This window comes from Pseudomonas fluorescens (assembly GCF_902497995.1).
GTDB lineage: Bacteria > Pseudomonadota > Gammaproteobacteria > Pseudomonadales > Pseudomonadaceae > Aquipseudomonas > Aquipseudomonas fluorescens_BK.
Genome location: NZ_CABVII010000005.1, coordinates 264,427 through 280,621, shown reverse-complemented (window position 1 = coordinate 280,621; position 16,195 = coordinate 264,427). Strand labels below are relative to the sequence as shown.

Annotated in this window: 15 protein-coding genes; 2 read left to right on the top strand and 13 right to left on the bottom strand. The window is 60.8% G+C overall.

Annotated features, from left to right (window positions below; genetic code table 11):
* Positions 1 to 186 precede the first annotated feature (186 nt).
* From F8N80_RS08550 to argH, 6 genes are all read right to left on the bottom strand, one after another.
* Positions 187 to 1,074, bottom strand: a complete 888-nt coding sequence (locus F8N80_RS08550; RefSeq protein WP_150783679.1) for a polysaccharide deacetylase family protein — start codon at positions 1,072 to 1,074, stop codon at positions 187 to 189.
* The gene (locus tag F8N80_RS08545; protein WP_150783678.1) at positions 1,067 to 1,915 is read right to left on the bottom strand and encodes a polysaccharide deacetylase family protein; all 849 of its coding nucleotides are present in this window, start codon (positions 1,913 to 1,915) and stop codon (positions 1,067 to 1,069) included. Before F8N80_RS08545 ends, F8N80_RS08550 begins: the two co-directional genes overlap by 8 nt.
* A gap of 140 nt (positions 1,916 to 2,055) precedes the next feature.
* Positions 2,056 to 2,880, bottom strand: a complete 825-nt coding sequence (locus tag F8N80_RS08540) for an ABC transporter substrate-binding protein (RefSeq protein WP_150783677.1) — start codon at positions 2,878 to 2,880, stop codon at positions 2,056 to 2,058.
* A 53-nt stretch (positions 2,881 to 2,933) separates the two neighbouring features.
* On the bottom strand, positions 2,934 to 3,698 hold the full coding sequence (locus F8N80_RS08535; RefSeq protein ID WP_150744125.1) for an amino acid ABC transporter ATP-binding protein: 765 nt from the start codon (positions 3,696 to 3,698) through the stop codon (positions 2,934 to 2,936).
* Between the two features lie 10 nt (positions 3,699 to 3,708).
* Entirely contained in the window at positions 3,709 to 4,587 is an 879-nt protein-coding gene (locus F8N80_RS08530) for an amino acid ABC transporter permease (RefSeq protein WP_046047004.1), read from the bottom strand.
* Positions 4,588 to 4,740: 153 nt separating this feature from the next.
* Complete coding sequence (gene argH / locus F8N80_RS08525; protein WP_150744126.1) at positions 4,741 to 6,168, bottom strand: argininosuccinate lyase; 1,428 nt, start codon at positions 6,166 to 6,168, stop codon at positions 4,741 to 4,743.
* Positions 6,169 to 6,525: 357 nt separating this feature from the next.
* Between argH and F8N80_RS08520 the strand changes: the two genes are divergently transcribed.
* Both F8N80_RS08520 and F8N80_RS08515 read left to right on the top strand, forming a co-directional pair.
* A complete protein-coding gene (locus F8N80_RS08520) occupies positions 6,526 to 7,491 on the top strand; it encodes a LysR family transcriptional regulator (RefSeq protein ID WP_150783676.1) in 966 nt (321 codons plus the stop codon).
* Positions 7,492 to 7,771: 280 nt separating this feature from the next.
* A complete protein-coding gene (locus tag F8N80_RS08515) occupies positions 7,772 to 8,710 on the top strand; it encodes a site-specific integrase (protein ID WP_318185853.1) in 939 nt (312 codons plus the stop codon).
* A gap of 16 nt (positions 8,711 to 8,726) precedes the next feature.
* Here F8N80_RS08515 and F8N80_RS08510 read toward each other — a convergent pair whose 3' ends face one another.
* The 7 genes from F8N80_RS08510 to F8N80_RS08480 all read right to left on the bottom strand — a co-directional run bounded on the left by F8N80_RS08510 (position 8,727) and on the right by F8N80_RS08480 (position 16,012).
* A complete protein-coding gene (locus F8N80_RS08510) occupies positions 8,727 to 9,791 on the bottom strand; it encodes an ABC transporter ATP-binding protein (protein ID WP_150783675.1) in 1,065 nt (354 codons plus the stop codon).
* Positions 9,788 to 11,386 (bottom strand): ABC transporter permease, encoded by a 1,599-nt coding sequence (locus tag F8N80_RS08505; RefSeq protein ID WP_150783674.1) that lies wholly within the window; start codon positions 11,384 to 11,386, stop codon positions 9,788 to 9,790. Before F8N80_RS08505 ends, F8N80_RS08510 begins: the two co-directional genes overlap by 4 nt.
* Positions 11,387 to 11,389: 3 nt before the next feature.
* The gene (locus F8N80_RS08500) at positions 11,390 to 12,403 is read right to left on the bottom strand and encodes an iron ABC transporter substrate-binding protein (RefSeq protein WP_150744130.1); all 1,014 of its coding nucleotides are present in this window, start codon (positions 12,401 to 12,403) and stop codon (positions 11,390 to 11,392) included.
* A gap of 137 nt (positions 12,404 to 12,540) precedes the next feature.
* Positions 12,541 to 13,101 (bottom strand): PqiC family protein, encoded by a 561-nt coding sequence (locus F8N80_RS08495; protein ID WP_150744131.1) that lies wholly within the window; start codon positions 13,099 to 13,101, stop codon positions 12,541 to 12,543.
* A 16-nt stretch (positions 13,102 to 13,117) separates the two neighbouring features.
* Positions 13,118 to 14,773 carry a PqiB family protein gene (locus F8N80_RS08490; protein ID WP_150744132.1) on the bottom strand — a complete coding sequence of 552 codons (1,656 nt, stop codon included), beginning with the start codon at positions 14,771 to 14,773 and terminating at the stop codon, positions 13,118 to 13,120.
* A complete protein-coding gene (locus tag F8N80_RS08485; protein WP_150744133.1) occupies positions 14,754 to 15,419 on the bottom strand; it encodes a paraquat-inducible protein A in 666 nt (221 codons plus the stop codon). The genes F8N80_RS08490 and F8N80_RS08485 overlap by 20 nt, the downstream gene beginning before the upstream one ends.
* Positions 15,416 to 16,012: a paraquat-inducible protein A gene (locus F8N80_RS08480; RefSeq protein ID WP_150744134.1), complete on the bottom strand. Its 597-nt coding sequence runs from the start codon at positions 16,010 to 16,012 to the stop codon at positions 15,416 to 15,418. Before F8N80_RS08480 ends, F8N80_RS08485 begins: the two co-directional genes overlap by 4 nt.
* Between the last annotated feature and the right edge of the window lie 183 nt (positions 16,013 to 16,195).

Here is a 16,195-nt window from a genome sequence, read left to right as displayed (position 1 = left end):
TTTGCTTGATACCGAGTCGCTGCCCTTCGCGAGCAAGCCCGCTCCCACAGGGGAATGCATTTCAACTGTGGGAGCGGGCTTGCTCGCGAAGGGGCCGGGTCAGGCAATGCCATAGTCAATTCAGCCATCGGTCCAGCGACCCGACCGATTCCAGTTCATCCAGCGCCAGTCGTTGCATGGGTTCCGTCATAGGAGGTAATCCCGGTAATGCCGCTCATACACTGAAGCGGGATGGTCCTCGGTCACCGGCAGCGCCGACTCGGCCCACCATCGAGTGACGTCGGCGCCCGTGGCAATCCACACGTCATCGTGCTGTTGAATCCCCTCAAGCAACTCGCGCAACACACCAATCCGCCCCGGGGTCGCAATGATCTCCGGGTGCAGCCGCAGCACATAACACAAGCCAAACCGATGAAATCCGGCGAAGTCCATTTGCAGGTTGCCCAAGGTGTGGCTGTAAGACGCGATCCGCGATTGCGCCGGTGGCACGGCGGGGCTGAGGTTGAAGGCGAAGTAGGGTTCGTCTTCCAGTTCGTAGTGCAGCGGCAGCTCGATGACTTCGGGCGCGGTCGGGTGAGGGAATGGCAAGTCATCGCCACGCCATGACGACGACCAGCGTATGCCATGGTCTTTCAAAGCCTCGATGAAACCCGGCGCGCCATTGCCGGCCGGGATACGAAACCCGGTAGGACGCTGGCCGGTCAGCGCAGTCAACGCCGCGCAACCCTTGGCGATCTCGGCGCTCTGCGCGGCCAGGTCCAGCGTGTCGTAGTTTTGATGGCGATAGCCGGCGCAGGCAATCTCATGCCCACCGGCCTGGATCGACCGAATATGTTCGGGGTTTTCCTCGGCGACGATGCCGGGAACAAACCAGCTGCTGGAAATCCCGAGTTCTGCGAACAAACCGAGCAAACGATCGACACCACGCTGGGTGCCATAACGCCAGACCGATAGCGTCTTGTCGCGCCCGGCGACTTCCGGGGCCTGGGTGAGAATGCCGTGGATGTCGTTGTAATCGACGGTCAGCACCACGGCGCAGCGATAGCCGTTGGGCCAGACAGTGGAATCAGCCATGGTGATGCTCCTTCAGCCACCACCGGGCGACATCGCGGCAGGTGGCGAACCAGACGTCGTCGCGCTGGCGCATGTGTTCGAACAGTTTCTCCAGCAGCAGGATGCGCCCCGGCTTGCCGGTGATCTTGGGGTGGAACAAGGTGGTCAGGCACAGGCCTTCGTTCATGGCGCCGTCGTATTCGCGGCACCAGTTGTCCAGCGTCAGCTCGTAGCTGGCGGTGCGGTCGAGTCCCGAAGGGAAATCCGGCGCACGGGTGTAGGCGAGGGAGGCGTAGTCATCCATTTCCCAGCGCCCGGGGATCTCCACCAACGGCGTGTCAAAGCCCGGCACTGTCACCAGGTACGGCCGGTCATCGCCGCGCATGCTGCTGGAGTAGGTCACACCGGCCTCGACCAGCATCGCCGGCGTCTCGGCTCGCCAGTCGCCGGACGGGGTGCGGAAACCTTCGGCGCGGATGTGCAGGTGTTGCCAGAACACCTCGCGGGATGTGTTCATCACGTCCTTTTGCTGCTCCAGCGTCAGGGCGTAGAAGGATTCGTGTTTGTAGCCGTGGTAGGCCACCTCATGTCCGCGCTCGATAATGGCCTGGCACTGTCTTGGCCAGTTCTCCACCACCCAGGCGGGGACGAAAAACGTCGTCGGGATCCGGAACTCGTCGAGCAGGTCGAGGATCCTCGGCAGCGCCCGATAGGGGCCGTAACCACCGAAACCGAAGTAGTCGGGCTTGCGCCAGATCGAGCCATTGAGCATGGCATCGCCGGTGGGGCCATCGAGGTCGAAAGCCAGGGCGAGGCAGCCCTTGTGCTGGTCGGGCCAGGTGGGTTGGGGTGAGGAGGACATCAGTGGCACTCCATTCTTCTATAGGTAAAACACCGCCCCTGTAGGAGCGAAGCTTGCTCGCGAAGAGGCCAGCACATTCAATATCTCTGCTGACTGAAACACCGCCTTCGCGGGCAAGCCTCGCTCCTACAGGGCAAGCATTACTTGCCGGCGTTGATGGTCACCGTCTTGATCGCGCCCAATTCCAGGTCCCACTTCTTCAGAATCGCCTGGTAGGTGCCGTCATCGATCATGCTCTGCAACGCCACCTTCACCGCTTCACTCAGCTCAGGCTTTTTCTTGCTCACGCCCAACCCGGTAAACTGCTCGGAGATCGGCAGGCCCACGGTCTTGTACATGTCCTTTTCCTGAGTCTTCAGGTACGACAAGGTCTCGCTGCCCTGCATCGCCGCATCGATACGGCTCTGGCGCAGTTGCGCGCGGGCGTCGGCCGAGCCTTCGGTGCCGATCACATTGATTGCAGGCTTGCCTGCGGCTTCGCAATTGGCCTTGCTCCATTCGGCGATTTCCGTCGGGAAAGTCGTGCGGCGGCTGGTGCCGACCTTCTTGCCGCACAGGTCGATGATCTCGTTGGTGTCCTTGTTTTTCTGCAAGGTGTAGAACTGCGGCCCACTGGTGAAATAGTCGACGAAGGTCACGCTGGCCTGGCGTTCGGCAGTGTCGGTCATGCCCGACATCACCATGTCCACCCGGTCGGTGGTCAGGGCGTTGATCATTTGCTCGAAGCCGGTTTCCTGCCATTTGATCTTCACGCCCAGGCGTTCGGCCAGGGCATTGCCCAAGTCATAGTCGAGGCCGGTGAGGGTGTTGGTGGCCGGGTCCTTGAAGTCCATCGGCGGGTAGTTCGGCATGATCGCGACCACGACCTCGCCCTTGGCCTTGATGCTGGCCGGTAATTCGGCGGCGAAAGTGAAGCCGGAGGCCATGACGCTGGCGAGTACTGCTGGAATAACGAAGTTCTTCATGGTCGTTCTCTTATGAGTGTTGTGAGGCTGCTCTTGTTTTCCAAGCACGGCACTTAGGATCGAACGGCAGAAATGAAGCTTTGGGTGCGCGGGTTTTGCGGACTTATTAGTATTTCTTCGGGGCTTCCAGCCTCCACGATCTGCCCGCCGTCCATGAACACCATGCGGTTGGACACTTCGCGAGCGAAGCCCAGCTCATGGGTGACGACGATCATGGTCATGCCGGTCTGCGCCAGATCGCGCATCACCGACAGCACCTCACCGACCAGTTCCGGGTCGAGTGCCGAAGTGGGTTCATCGAACAACATCAGCTTGGGGCGCATGGCCAAAGCACGGGCAATGGCAACACGTTGTTGCTGGCCACCCGACAGTTCGATCGGGTAGCTGTTGCGCTTGTCCGCCAGGCCTACGCGGGCGAGCAGTTCCACGGCTTCTTCGTGCGCCTCCTTGGGCGAACGCTTGAGCACCTGGCACGGCCCTTCGATGATGTTTTGCAACACAGTCATGTGCGGGAACAGGTTGAAGCGCTGGAACACCATGCCGGTGGACAGGCGTTGACGGGCGATCTGCGACTCGTTGAGCTCGTGCAGTTTGTTGCCGACGATGCGGTAACCCACCAGTTCGCCGTCGACCCACAGCCCACCCTTGTCGATTTTTTCCAGCTGGTTGATGCAACGCAGCAAGGTGCTTTTGCCGGAGCCGGAAGGGCCGATGATGCACAGCACTTCGCCTTGCTCGACTTCGATGTTGACGTCCTTGAGTGCGTGGAAATGGTCGTAGTACTTGTTCAGGCTCACGGCCTTGACGATGCTTCTCATGTCGGACTCCTCAAGAACGCTTGCCGGCGCCGCGAGCGAAACGACGCTCCAGACGACTTTGACCGAAGGACAGTACGGTGACGGTGGCCAGGTACCAGATACCGGCGACGATCAGCAGCTCCATGACCCGGGCGTTGGCGTAGTAGATATTCTGGGCGTTGTAGAGCAATTCCGAGTACTGGATGACGCTCGCCAGGGACGTCATTTTGACCATGCCGATGAATTCGTTGCCGACTGGCGGAATGATGACCCGCATGGCCTGGGGCAGGATGATCCGGCGTAGCGCTTGCAGGCGCGGCATGCCGATCGACTTGGCGGCTTCGTACTGGCCGGTGTCCACCGACAACAGGCCGGCACGTACCACTTCGGCGGTGTAGGCGCCCTGGTTGATGCTCAAGCCGAGCAGGGCCGCCACAAATGGCGTCATCAGGCTCACGGTGTCCATTTCGAACAGGCCGGGGATGCCGATGGTGGGGAAGATCAGCGCCAGGTTGAACCACAACAGCAGTTGCAGGATCAGCGGCGTACCGCGAAACAGCCAGGTGTAGGTCACTGCCACATAACGCAGGATCGGGTTGGCCGACATGCGCATGATCGCCGTGATCACCCCGAAGACGATGCCCAGGGCCATTGCCAGCACCGCCATGACGATGGTGTTGAGCAAGCCCCACATGATCGCCTGGGAGGTAAGGAACTGGCCGATGTACGACCATTCGATCTTGCCTTCGGCGAAGGCGCGGACCAGGCCGAGAATGGCAATGACGATCACGGTGGCGAAGAAAATCCGCCCGTAATAACGCCGTGGCACATGGTGATACTGGGTGATATCGAACTGGTTTTCCGCCAGTTTGCGCTCCGCCTGGAGTCGTTCTGCCTGAGTCTGGCTCATCTTGCTTCTCCGTACACTTGGTAATTCAGGCCAACCACAATCCACTGTAGGAGCGAAGCTTGCTCGCGAAGGCGGCGTGTGAGTCAACGCTGATGACAACTGCCCCACCGCTTTCGCGAGCAAGCTTCGCTCCTACAGGTTTTGTGTCCTGCTTCAGAGCCGGAAACCCTGATAGTTCTCGGTCCACGCGTGCTGCGCGGCGAGGGCGGTCTTCAAGCGGCCGATCTGCTCGCGCACCTGTTGCGGCGCCGTGCCCCCCCAACCACTGCGCGCCGCGATGGCCGCTTCAAGGGTCAGGCTGTCGCGTACCTCAGGCGTCAAACGCGGATCGATCTCCGCCAACAGTGCCGGGGAAGCTTCCCACAGCTCGATGTCGTGTTTCTCGCAGGCCTGGACCAGCGCACCGGTAATTTCGTGGGCCTCCTTGAACGGCACACCGCGCATCGCCAGCCAGTCGGCCACTTCGGTGGCGAGGGTGAAGCCCAGCGGAGCCTGACGTCGCAGCTCTTCGACATTGACCGTCATGGTCGCGACCATGCCGGCCATGGCCGGCAGCACCAGCAGCAAGGTGTCGACACTGTCGAGCACGCCGTGCTTGTCCTCGCTCAAGTCGCGGTTGTACGACAGCGGCAGGGATTTGAGGGTGGACAGCAGGCCGGTCAGATTACCAATCAGGCGGCCAGCCTTGCCCCGGGCCAGTTCGGCAATGTCCGGGTTCTTCTTCTGCGGCATGATCGAACTGCCGGTGGCGTAGGCATCGTCCAGGTCGACCCAGCGAAATTGCCGGGACGACCACAGGCAGAATTCTTCCGCGAGGCGGGAAATATTGATCCCGAGCATGCTGGCGATAAACAGGAATTCGGCGACGTGATCGCGGCTGGCCACGGCGTCGATGGAATTTTCGCAGACACCGCTGTAGCCCATTTCCCTGGCCGACTGCTGCGGCAGGCGAGCAATGGCGGAGCCGGCCATGGCCGCCGCGCCCAGTGGCGACAGCGAGGTGCGCACGTCCCAGTCCACCAGGCGCTGCACATCGCGCAGCATGGATTGGGCGTGGGCCAGCAAGTGGTGCGCGAAGACGATCGGCTGGGCCTGTTGCAGGTGAGTGAAACCCGGGCAGATGCTTTCGACGTGTTGCTCGGCCTGATCCACCAGGGCGTGCTGCAAAGCCAGGACTTCAACGGTCAGGGTGCGCACGTGATCACGCAGGAACAGACGCAGGTCATTGGCGGTCTGGTCATTGCGCGAACGACCGGCGCGCAGCTTGCCACCGAGGGCGCCGAGGCGTTCGGTCAACAGGCGTTCGATGAAGGTGTGGACGTCTTCGTCGTCCAGGGTAGGGGCGATGCTGCCGGCGCGGAAGTCATCACCGATACGCTCCAGGGCGTCGAGCATGGTCCGGGTTTCTTGCTCGCTCAACAGCCCGGCACGTTGCAGTTCACGGGCATGCGCCTTGGAACCGGCGAGGTCGTACGGGGTGAGCCGGAAATAGCGTTCAGGGCAACGGGACAGGGTCGCCAGGGCTTCGGACGGGCCGCTTTTGAAGCGGGCACCCCAGAGACGGTCGATGGGTTGAGACATTTGTTGTTTTCCTCGTCGTTGCTCGGAGGTAAATGGTGTTGTGGCCAAGAGCTTCGCTGGCAAGCCAGTTCCTACACCAGCCAGCGCCTACGGATCGGGGTGCCGGGCTGGGAATACGCGCCGGAAATTATTCGGGGCGTGGTTCGGTCCAAGCAGTTTTCATAAGGGCAGTTGCGCAGTGGCGAGAGTTGATCGAAATGTCAGCTTTAACAGTTCGAAATCAGTGAGTTGGCACTGATGGGCGAAATTTTTTAGCGGTTGCCAAGCCTGGTTTTCTGTGTTCATTATTATTGGCCAGCTATGTTTTTGTTGTTGTGCACAGAGTGTTGAAAAGGGCGCCAGAGGTAAATAAGCATTATGGAAACCCCACTTTCCAATTCCGGAAACCCGCCGCCAAAAACGCCGCATCGGGCACCGCTGACCCTCAGTGGCCTGGACTTCAAATTGCTCAAAGTGTTCAAGGCCGTGGTTGAGGCCGGTGGGTTCAGTGCGGCCCAGAACGAGCTGAATGTGGGGCTGGCAGCCATCAGCAAACAGATCTCCGACCTTGAAATTCGCATCGGCATGCGCCTGTGCACTCGGGGGCGGGAAGGCTTTCACCTGACCGAAGAAGGCAGCCTGGTGTATCAGGCATCCATTGACCTGTTTGCCTCGGTCGATAACTTTCGTGATCGTCTTAGTTCAGCGCAAAATGAACTTGTCGGCGATCTTGGCGTGGGGATTATTGACAATACGATTTCCGACGCCCATTCGCCGTTAGTTGCTGCACTAAGACGAATTAACGAAGCGTCGCCCAAAGTAAGATTCCAACTTCAGACCTCTCAACTGGACGAGGTGGAAAGGGGCGTGGTAGAGGGGCGATTGCTGGCGGGGATTGTCCCGGTCTATCAACGACGGGAAGAGTTCGATTATTACGCGCTGTATGAGGAGCGCTCGCAAGTCTACTGCGCTGTCGGCCACCCGTTGTTCACCCTGCCGGAGGCGGAAATGGGGAGCAATGTGCTCAAGGACCACGAGTGCATCAACCACCGCTATGCGATTCATCGCGACAAACTGAATTTCGCCCACTTCGACAGCTTCTCGGCCTCGGCGACCCAGGTCGAAGCCGTGGCGTTGTTGATCAAGACCGGGCGTTTCGTAGGCTTTCTACCCCAGCATTACGCTGCCTCGCTGGTGGCCCAGGGGCAATTTCGAGCCGTGCGTCCGGACCTGATCCACATCGATACGCCGTTCAACCTGATCCTGCGCCACAACACCGTGCGCAGTCCGCTGGTGAAGGCGTTTGCCCAGGCGTTGGGTGTCGACTTGAAGGTGCCAGCTTGATTTTTCATGAATGTTTGGCCCAACTCCGTAGGAGCCAGGCTTGCCGGCGAAGGCGTCTGCATGGGCGACGCAAGGCCCAAGGCCGCTTTCGCTGCGGTGCGGCGATCCGACAAGCCAGCTGCTACAGGGGGGCGCATTTGTTATTGGGCGATGACGTGTGCAGTCCCTGCTCAGCCGGGCAAACCAATTGACTTTCCCGACCATGACCGGCAGCGTAACCGCCAGTTCTTTACCTATCGTTGCGCTTTTCCCCTGGACTTTTCATTCAAGGCCGTTTCGTTTGACTGACTTACCCGCTGTTGTGGCCAATACGCCAAAAATCAATCCGCTGACCCTGTACCTGGCGCGCCTGGCACCGTCCAGCCAGCTGACCATGCGCTACGTCTTGCAGGATGCGGCCGACCGCCTGGGTTTCGAAGACATGAATGTCGAGGAGATTCCCTGGCATGAGTTGCAGCCCGAAGACGTCATTGCGCTGGTGGCCACCTTGCGCGCGGATGGCTACGCGCCAAACACCTCTTCGCTGTACGTCAACGCCGTGCGCGGGGTGATGAACGAAGCGTGGCGCATGAGCCTGATCAGTCAGGAGCACCTGCTGAAAATGCGCTCGGTCAAGGGAATATCCGGTACACGGCTGTCCCAGGGACGCAATCTCAGGCGCTCGCTGATCCAGGAGATGATGGAGGTCTGCGCCGCCGATCCTCGACCACAAGGCCTGCGGGACGCGGCGATCATCGGGATTCTGTACGGTTCGGGGATGCGCAAGTCGGAATCGGTGAACCTGGACCTGAATCAGGTCGATTTCGCCGAACGCAGCCTGCGGGTCACCGCCAAGGGCAACAAGCAGTTGATCAAGTACGCACCGGCCTGGGCCTTCGCCAAACTGGATGCCTGGCTGGAGCTGCGCCGGTCGCAACTCAAGGAAGGCGAAGAGGACGATCCATTCCTGTTCAATCGCATCCGCCGCGGCAGTCACATCACTCGCGAGCGCATCACCAAGCACGCGATCTATTACATTGCCCGCCAGCGTGGCGCGCAAGTCGGGGTAAAGATCATGCCCCATGACTTTCGGCGCTCGTTCATTACCCGAGTGATCGAAGAGCATGACTTGTCGATCGCCCAGAAGCTGGCGCATCACAGCAACATTCAGACCACCGCCAACTACGATGTGCGCGATGACAACGAGCGGCGTCGGGCGGTTGACCGCTTCGATCTGTGAGGAGCGGGGTTCAGGCTTAGCTCAGAACGTGGGCGTGGCCGATCATCGAGACCTGAACGGCGCTACCCATGGGTGGCGCATACAACCCCGAACTGCGCACCATCAAGGATCGGCCTGGCTGTTGCGCGCAATTGTGCGACTGCAACTCCACCGTCAAGGTGCAGGTATTGCCGCTGAAATCGCGCTCGGTCACCACTGCACGGCAGCCGACGGCCTTTGTCGGATTCGGCTGGATGCTGACCAGGTGCAATTGCTCGGGCCGCAGCATGATCTGCGCGCATTTGTTGTTCCTGTGATTGTTGACCGGTATCCGCCCCAGGTCGCAATGGGCCCAGCCCGCTTCGATCCGTGCCGGCATGACCACCGCATCGCCGAGAAACAGGGCGGTTTGTTCATCGTCGGGATAGCGGTACAGGTCCAGCGGATGGCCTGACTGCACCAGTCGGCCCTGACGCATCACCGCCAGCTGATCGGCAAACGACAACGCTTCACTCTGGTCATGGGTGACCAGAATGGTGGTGACGCCGGCATCGGCCAGCAGCCGTGCGACCAATTTGCGCATGGCGGCGCGCAAGCCGGTATCCAGTGCCGAAAACGGTTCGTCCAGCAGCATCAGGCGCGGCTGCTGGGCCAGGGCGCGCGCCAGGGCCACACGTTGCTGCTGGCCGCCGGATAGTTCATGGGGCCAACGCTTGGCCATGCTGGCGTCCAGCGCCACGCTGTCCATCAGTTCGGCGATACGCTGCTGTTTTTCAAGGCCCCTGGTCGACAGCCCGAAGCCGATGTTGGCGGCGACGGTCATGTGCGGGAACAGGGCTCCATCCTGGGGAACATAGCCAATCAATCGTTGGTGGGCCGGCACCTCATGGGTGTTGTCGACCAGCGTCAGACCATTGAGTAGAAGGCGGCCTGAATCCGGGAATTCGAAGCCGGCGATCATGCGCAGCAAGGTGGTCTTGCCCGAGCCCGAAGGGCCGACAATCACCGTGCGACTGCCGGCGGGCACCGACAGGCTGAGGTTTTCCAGGGCGGTCTGGGCACCGTAGGACTTGCAGATCGAGTGCAGTTCGAGCGTGTTCATCGGCCTGCCGTCCGTTTGGATTGATGGTAAAGAATCGCGGTCAACGGCAGCGACAGGACGATCATCAGCAGGGCATAGGGCGCTGCGGCGGCATAATCGATTTCGCTGGTCAACGCCCAGAACCCGGTCGCCAGGGTGCGCGTACCGTTCGGCGCGAGCAGCAGGGTGGCCGTCAGTTCATTGGTAATCGCCAGAAACACCAGCGCGGCCCCCGCGGCAACGCCCGGAGCGGCCAGACGCAAGGTGATCAGCCACAGCGCCCGGGCGGGCGAGCGTCCTAGGCTGCGGGCCATGTTTTCCAACTCGATCGGTGCCTGGGCAATCCCCGCGCGCAAACTCACCAGCGCCCGGGGCAAGAACATCAGCAGATAAGCCAGCAGCACCGTGATCGTGGTCTGGTAAATCGGCCGGGCGAAATGAATCGTGATGGTCACCAGGGCCAGGGCCACGACAATCCCCGGCAACGAGCTGGTGATGTAGTTACAGCTTTCCAGCACCCGCTGCAGTCGCCCGGGCGAGCGAATCGACAGCCAGGCAATCGGAATGGCCGCCAAGGTGGTCAATATCGCCCCGCTGATGCCCAACAGCACGGTCTGTTCCAGCGCCGGCAGCAGTTCGGACAATTGCCAGACTTGCGTGCCGCCAGCGATCAACCATTTACCCAAGGTGATCAACGGCACACCCAGCGCCAGTGCGCAGGTCAGGATCTGCAAGGCCAGCGCCAGTACGGTTGGCCCGGTAGACAGGCGCACGATCCGCTGTTCGCGGGCGCTGCCCGACCCGACGCGGGCATAGCGTGCATGGCCCCGGGCGGCGGATTCGACGGTCAGCATCGCCAGGCAACACAAGGCGAGCACCCCGGCCAGCATGTGGGCGGCGGGGCCGTTGAAGGTTGACTTGAACTGATCGAAGATCGCCGTGGTAAAGGTGTCGAAGCGGATCATCGCGTACAGGCCATATTCGGCCAGCAAATGCAGGCCCACCAGCAAGGCACCGCCGCAGATGGCCAGGCGCAATTGCGGCAGCACCACCCGGAAAAATACCGCCCAGGGCTTGAGCCCCAGTGACTCGGCGACATCTTCGATGGTCGGGTCGATCCGCCGCAGGGATGCGGCAATTGGCAGGTACAGGAACGGGAAGTAGGCGATGACTGAAACCAGAACTGCAGCAAACAGCCCATGAATCGGTGGCACCAGGCTGACCCAGGCATAGCTGTGGACGAAGGCGGGGACTGCCAGCGGTGCCGTGGCCAACAACGACCACCAGCGTCGCCCCGGCATATCGGTACGCTCGGTGAGCCAGGCCAGGGCCACCCCGAGCAGCACACACAAGGGAATCGTGATCACCACCAGCAACAGGGTGTTGATCAATAACTCGCCGACCCGTGGCCGGAAAATCAGCGGCACCAGGCTCGCCCAGCCGGTCTCGAAGGACACGCCGATGACGAAAGCGATCGGCAGCAGTGCCAGCAGCGACACCAGCACCGACAAACCGATCACCCACGCACCGCCGCGGCCCGCAAAGAGGCCGCGGGAGCGTCGGCGCAAGTTGGGCGGGATCGCCTCAGCGACATCCGCCGGTAGCGTTTCAGGCATCAATCAGAGCAGTCCGGCCTGAGTCATCAGCTCCACGGCTTTTTTACTGTCGAGTGTTGAAGCGTCGACTTTCGGCGCGTCAAGCTGCTGCAAAGGCACCAGTTCAGGGTTGGATTCGGCGTTTTTGCCCACCGCGTATTCGAACGAGTTACCGGTCTTGAGGATGGCCTGGCCGTCTTTGCCGGTCACCCATTTCACAAACGCCTGGGCCTGATCCTTGTGTTTGCTGGAAGCCAGGACGCCGCCACCGGAAAGGCTGACAAAGGCACCGGGATCCTGGTGCTTGAAGTAGTGCAGGGCGGTGTTCTTGCTGTTTTCACCGGTCTTGGCCTGATCGCCGAAGCGGTAATAGTGGTAGATCACGCCGCTATCGATCTGGCCGGCATTGACCGCCTTGAGTACGGCGCTGTTGCCCCGGTACGCGGTGAAGTTGTTTTTCATCCCTTTCAACCACTCCAGGGTCGCGGCTTCTCCCTTGAGGGCCAACACGGCGGCGACGATCGCCTGGAAGTCGGCGCCGGCGGGCGACGCGCCCCAGCGGCCTTTCCAGTTCGGGCCGGCTAGGTCCATCAGCGACTTGGGCAGCTCGGCTTCGGGCAGTTTGCCCGGGTTGTAGACGAATACCGTGGAGCGCGCGGCAATGCCCACCCATTTGCCATGGGCCGGACGGTAGGTCGCGTCGACCTGTTCAAGAGTGGCCGGGGCCACCGGCGCAAACAGCCCGGCGTTGTCGACCAGCACCATGGCCGGGGAGTTCTCGGTCAGGAATACATCCGCCGGGGAAGCTGCGCCTTCCTGCACGATCTGGTTGCCCATCTCGGTGTCGTCACCATTGCGCAGGGTAACCTTGATCCCGGTGTCCTTGGTAAAACCTTCAATCCAGGCTTTGGTCAGGCTTTCGTGCTGGGCGTTGTAGACCACGATGCCCTCGGTATCAGCGGCATACCCGTGACCGGCGCTCAACAGCGCGGCCGTCAGCACTGCGTATTTAAGATAAGACGGGATAGGGGGGATCATGCTGGGGCCGCTCCTGTTCTTTTAGAATCGTGCACGCAGACTTGACCGGGGTGGTCGTCAATTATTGTAGGCCAATACGAATCATTTGCAGGTTAAGCCTGGCAAATGTAATGCGCAGAATGAGAAAAATCGTCAAGTCACTGGGCTGACGGGCAACCTCTTTGTGTTCCATTCGCTGCCTGGGTGATTAGCGCGGCCAGGCGTTTGACGTTGTTCTGCTGGGCCGCCACCAGATCATCGATATTCGGTCCCGAAGGCGTTTGCAAGATGCTGCGGCACGTGACCAGGGTGTTATCGCTTTCGCCCAGATTGCGCAGGCGCCATTTGACGTCGATCAGGCCGTACTGGCCGGGAATCGAGTCAAAGCGCTGCACGTCGAGCCGCACTGACATCCTGCGTTGAGCATTGCTGTTGACCAGTTGATCCTTCAACGCGCTGCTCAACTCGTCCACCAGGCTCGCGGCCCACCACTGGGTTTCCAGAATCGCCAGGCCACTGTTGCCCTGGCGGATGACGATCTGCGGACGATCGACCTGGGGCGGTACGCTGATCGCTTCGATCTGGATCTCCGCAACAGCGGACTTCCCATGGCTGCCCAACTGGGTCGGGACCAGGGTGTGAAATTGAATCGGATCACTGCGGCAAGCAGTGAGCATCAACAGCACAGTGACCAAGGTTATCTTCAGCGCAAAAGCCATGGTATTGCTCCTGTAGTCAGTTGCGCGGTGGCGCTTGCAAATCCAGCGGCGCGGCATTGTTGGGGCGACCGCGAATCAGTGACTCCGGATGCCGTCCCAGGTAATCCGAAAGCTCGCGCAAGGAGCGTGACATGCGTCCGAGTTCGTCCAGGGTCTGGCTCAGCTGTTCCCGTTGCGGTGAGTCTTCGGCCAGGGTCGAGCTGGCCGATTGCAGGGTCTTGCTGACGTCCGCCAGGGTGGTCTGCACGCCGGGCAGGGTCTTGGCATTGAATTGGACCAGGCCTTTGCGCAGCTCGACCAGGTTACTGTCGAGGTTGCCGGCGATGCGCTCGATCGGCAGTTGGTTGATCTTGTTGACCATGCCCTCCAGTTTTTCCTGCAACTGTTCGAGGCTGCCAGGAATGGTGGGTATAGAGACGGGACGGGCGGTTGGATCGAACGCCACTTTCTCCGCCTTGGGGTAAAAATCGAGGGCGATGTACAGCTGGCCGGTCAACAGATTGCCGCTACGGGCCTGGGCCCGCAGCCCGTTTTCGATGAAGCTGCCTATCAGCCGCACGCCCGCCGCTTCGTCATTGGGATCATGATTCAAGGCCTTGAGCATTTTGACGTGAGCCGTACCGAGGCGTTGCGGGTAGATGACAATGCCGACATTGACCGGGAAACTGCGCTTTGTCGCGTCGTAATCAAGGTTGATCGACACCACTCTGCCGAATTCGATGCCGAGGAATTCCACCGGTGCCCCGACCCTGAGCCCACGTAGCGCCTGGTCGAAACGCAAGCTCAGGTATTGCCCCTTGCCGTGGGGCGGGGCGAGGGCGGTTTGCTGATCTTCGAACAGGTCGAAGGCTTGATCCTCGCTGGCCGGTTGATCGTCGGGGCTGTATTCCGGGGCGCGGAAGGCAATGCCGCCCACCAGGATGGATGACAGCGACTCGGTCTTGACCGCAAAGCCGTTGGCGCCAACGTTCACGTCGATGCCGCTGGCGTTCCAGAACCTTGTGTTCTCGGTGACGTAGGCATCGTTGGGCTCATGGATAAACACTTCGATGTTCACCCCTTTGCCGTCGGCGTCCAGGGCATAGGCCACCACCTGTCCGACCGGAATCTTGCGGTAGTAGACCGGCGAGCCGATGTCCAGCGAACCGAGGTCCTGGGTATTGAGCGTGAAGCGCTTGCCCGGTTCGCCATAGGTGATGGGCGGCGGGTTTTCCAGCCCGGTGAAGTTCTTCGCACGGGTGTTGGACTGGCCGATATCGGCGCCGATGTAGTCCCCGGACAGCAAGGTATCGATACCCGAAACCCCGCCGGCACCGATACGCGGGCGCACCACCCAGAATTGCGAGTCCTGGCGGGTGAAACTTTCTGCCTGCTTGGACAGTTTGACGGTGGCGTTGACACTCTTCTGGTCGTCGCTCAGTTCCACGTCCGAGACATGCCCGATCACCACATTGCGGTATTTGACCTCGGTCTTGTTGGCCGTCAGGCCGCTGCCGGTCTTGAAGGTAATGGTGATGGTCGGCCCCTCCTGCATGAGGCTGTGCACCACCAGCGAAATCCCCACCAGTACGGCGACGATCGGCACGATCCATACCAGCGAAATGCTGAAACGGCGGGTCTTGACCGGGGCCGGGCCGGGGGCTTGCGGCCCGTCAGTGGCTTGCGACTTCATCCATGACCTCCTCGTTGGGCGGGTTATTGCGTGCATCATCGCGCTGATCCCAGATCAGGCGCGGGTCGAAACTCATCGCCGACAGCATGGTGAACACCACCACCAGGCCAAAGAACAAGATGCCCGGGCGCGGTTCGATATCGCCCAGGGCCTGGAACTTCACCAGCGCCGCTACCAGGGCGACGACAATCACGTCGAGCATCGACCAGTAACCGATGAGTTCGACGAATCGGTAAAGCTTCGAGCGTTCCTTGCGCGCCCATGAACTCCCGCGCTGGGCAGTCACCAGCAGCATCGTCAGGGCGACGAACTTGATGCCTGGCACCGCGATGCTGGCGATGAAGATAATCAGGGCGATGTCCCAGGCGCCGTGCTGCCAGAACTCCAGCACACCGCCCATGATGGTGCTTTCGGAACCGGAGCCGAGCATGGTGGTGTTCATCACCGGCAGCAGGTTGGCCGGCACATAAAATATCAGCGACGCCAGCAGAAAAGCCCAGGTCCGGGCCAGCGAGTCGGTCTTGCGCCGGTGCAGCGGTGCGCCGCAGCGTTCGCATTCATGGGGGTCATGGGTGATGTCACAGGCCAGGCCGCAGCTGTGGCACAGGCACAGATTGAGTTCGCTGGCGAGCGGTGGCGTCGTCATAAGGTGTCCCACAGTTCGCGGATATCGCGTCCGGCAATGCGGATCATCATCAAACTGAGCACCGCCAGGGCGAACAGACCGATACCGGGCAACACATCGAGCAAGCCGGCGAGCTTGAACACCGCGACCATGGCCCCCAGCAGACAGACTTCCAGCATGCTCCAGGGCCTCAGGGTTTCCAGCCAGCGCATGCAGAACCTGAAGCCGGGCGAGCGCTGGTTCGCGAGGGCGTAACTCAGGACCCAGATCAGCAACAACAGTTGGAACACCGGTGCGATGATCATCGCAATCGCCGCCACCAGGGCAATGAAGGTGATCGGCCCGTGACTGAGGGCCAGCACCGAATCCCAGAGCGTTGCGCTGTTTTTCAGGCCTTTGAGGCTGATGCTCATGACCGGATAGAAATTGGCGAAAGTCCACAACACAGCCGCCGTGAAGGTCAATGCCAGGCGCTGTTCCACCGAAAGACCGTTATAGCGCTCAAGCACGCCGCCACAGCGCGTACACAGGGTTTTCTGATGTTTGGCGAGCGTGACTTTTTCATACACGCAGTCGCAGTGCTCGCAGATGATCAGGTGGTCAGTAGTAGCCATAGGCCGCACTCGCCAGGACACAGGAAAGTCAGAGCACCCCCTCAATATAGAAGTGCCTTGCGATTGAGCAAATCTAAAGGCGCAATTGCCCCTTAGACCGCGTCATCGTTCTTCGCGAGCAAGCCCGCTCCCACCGGGATCTCTGTCGTTCACTAATGCTGTGTTCAATGAGGATCAATGTGG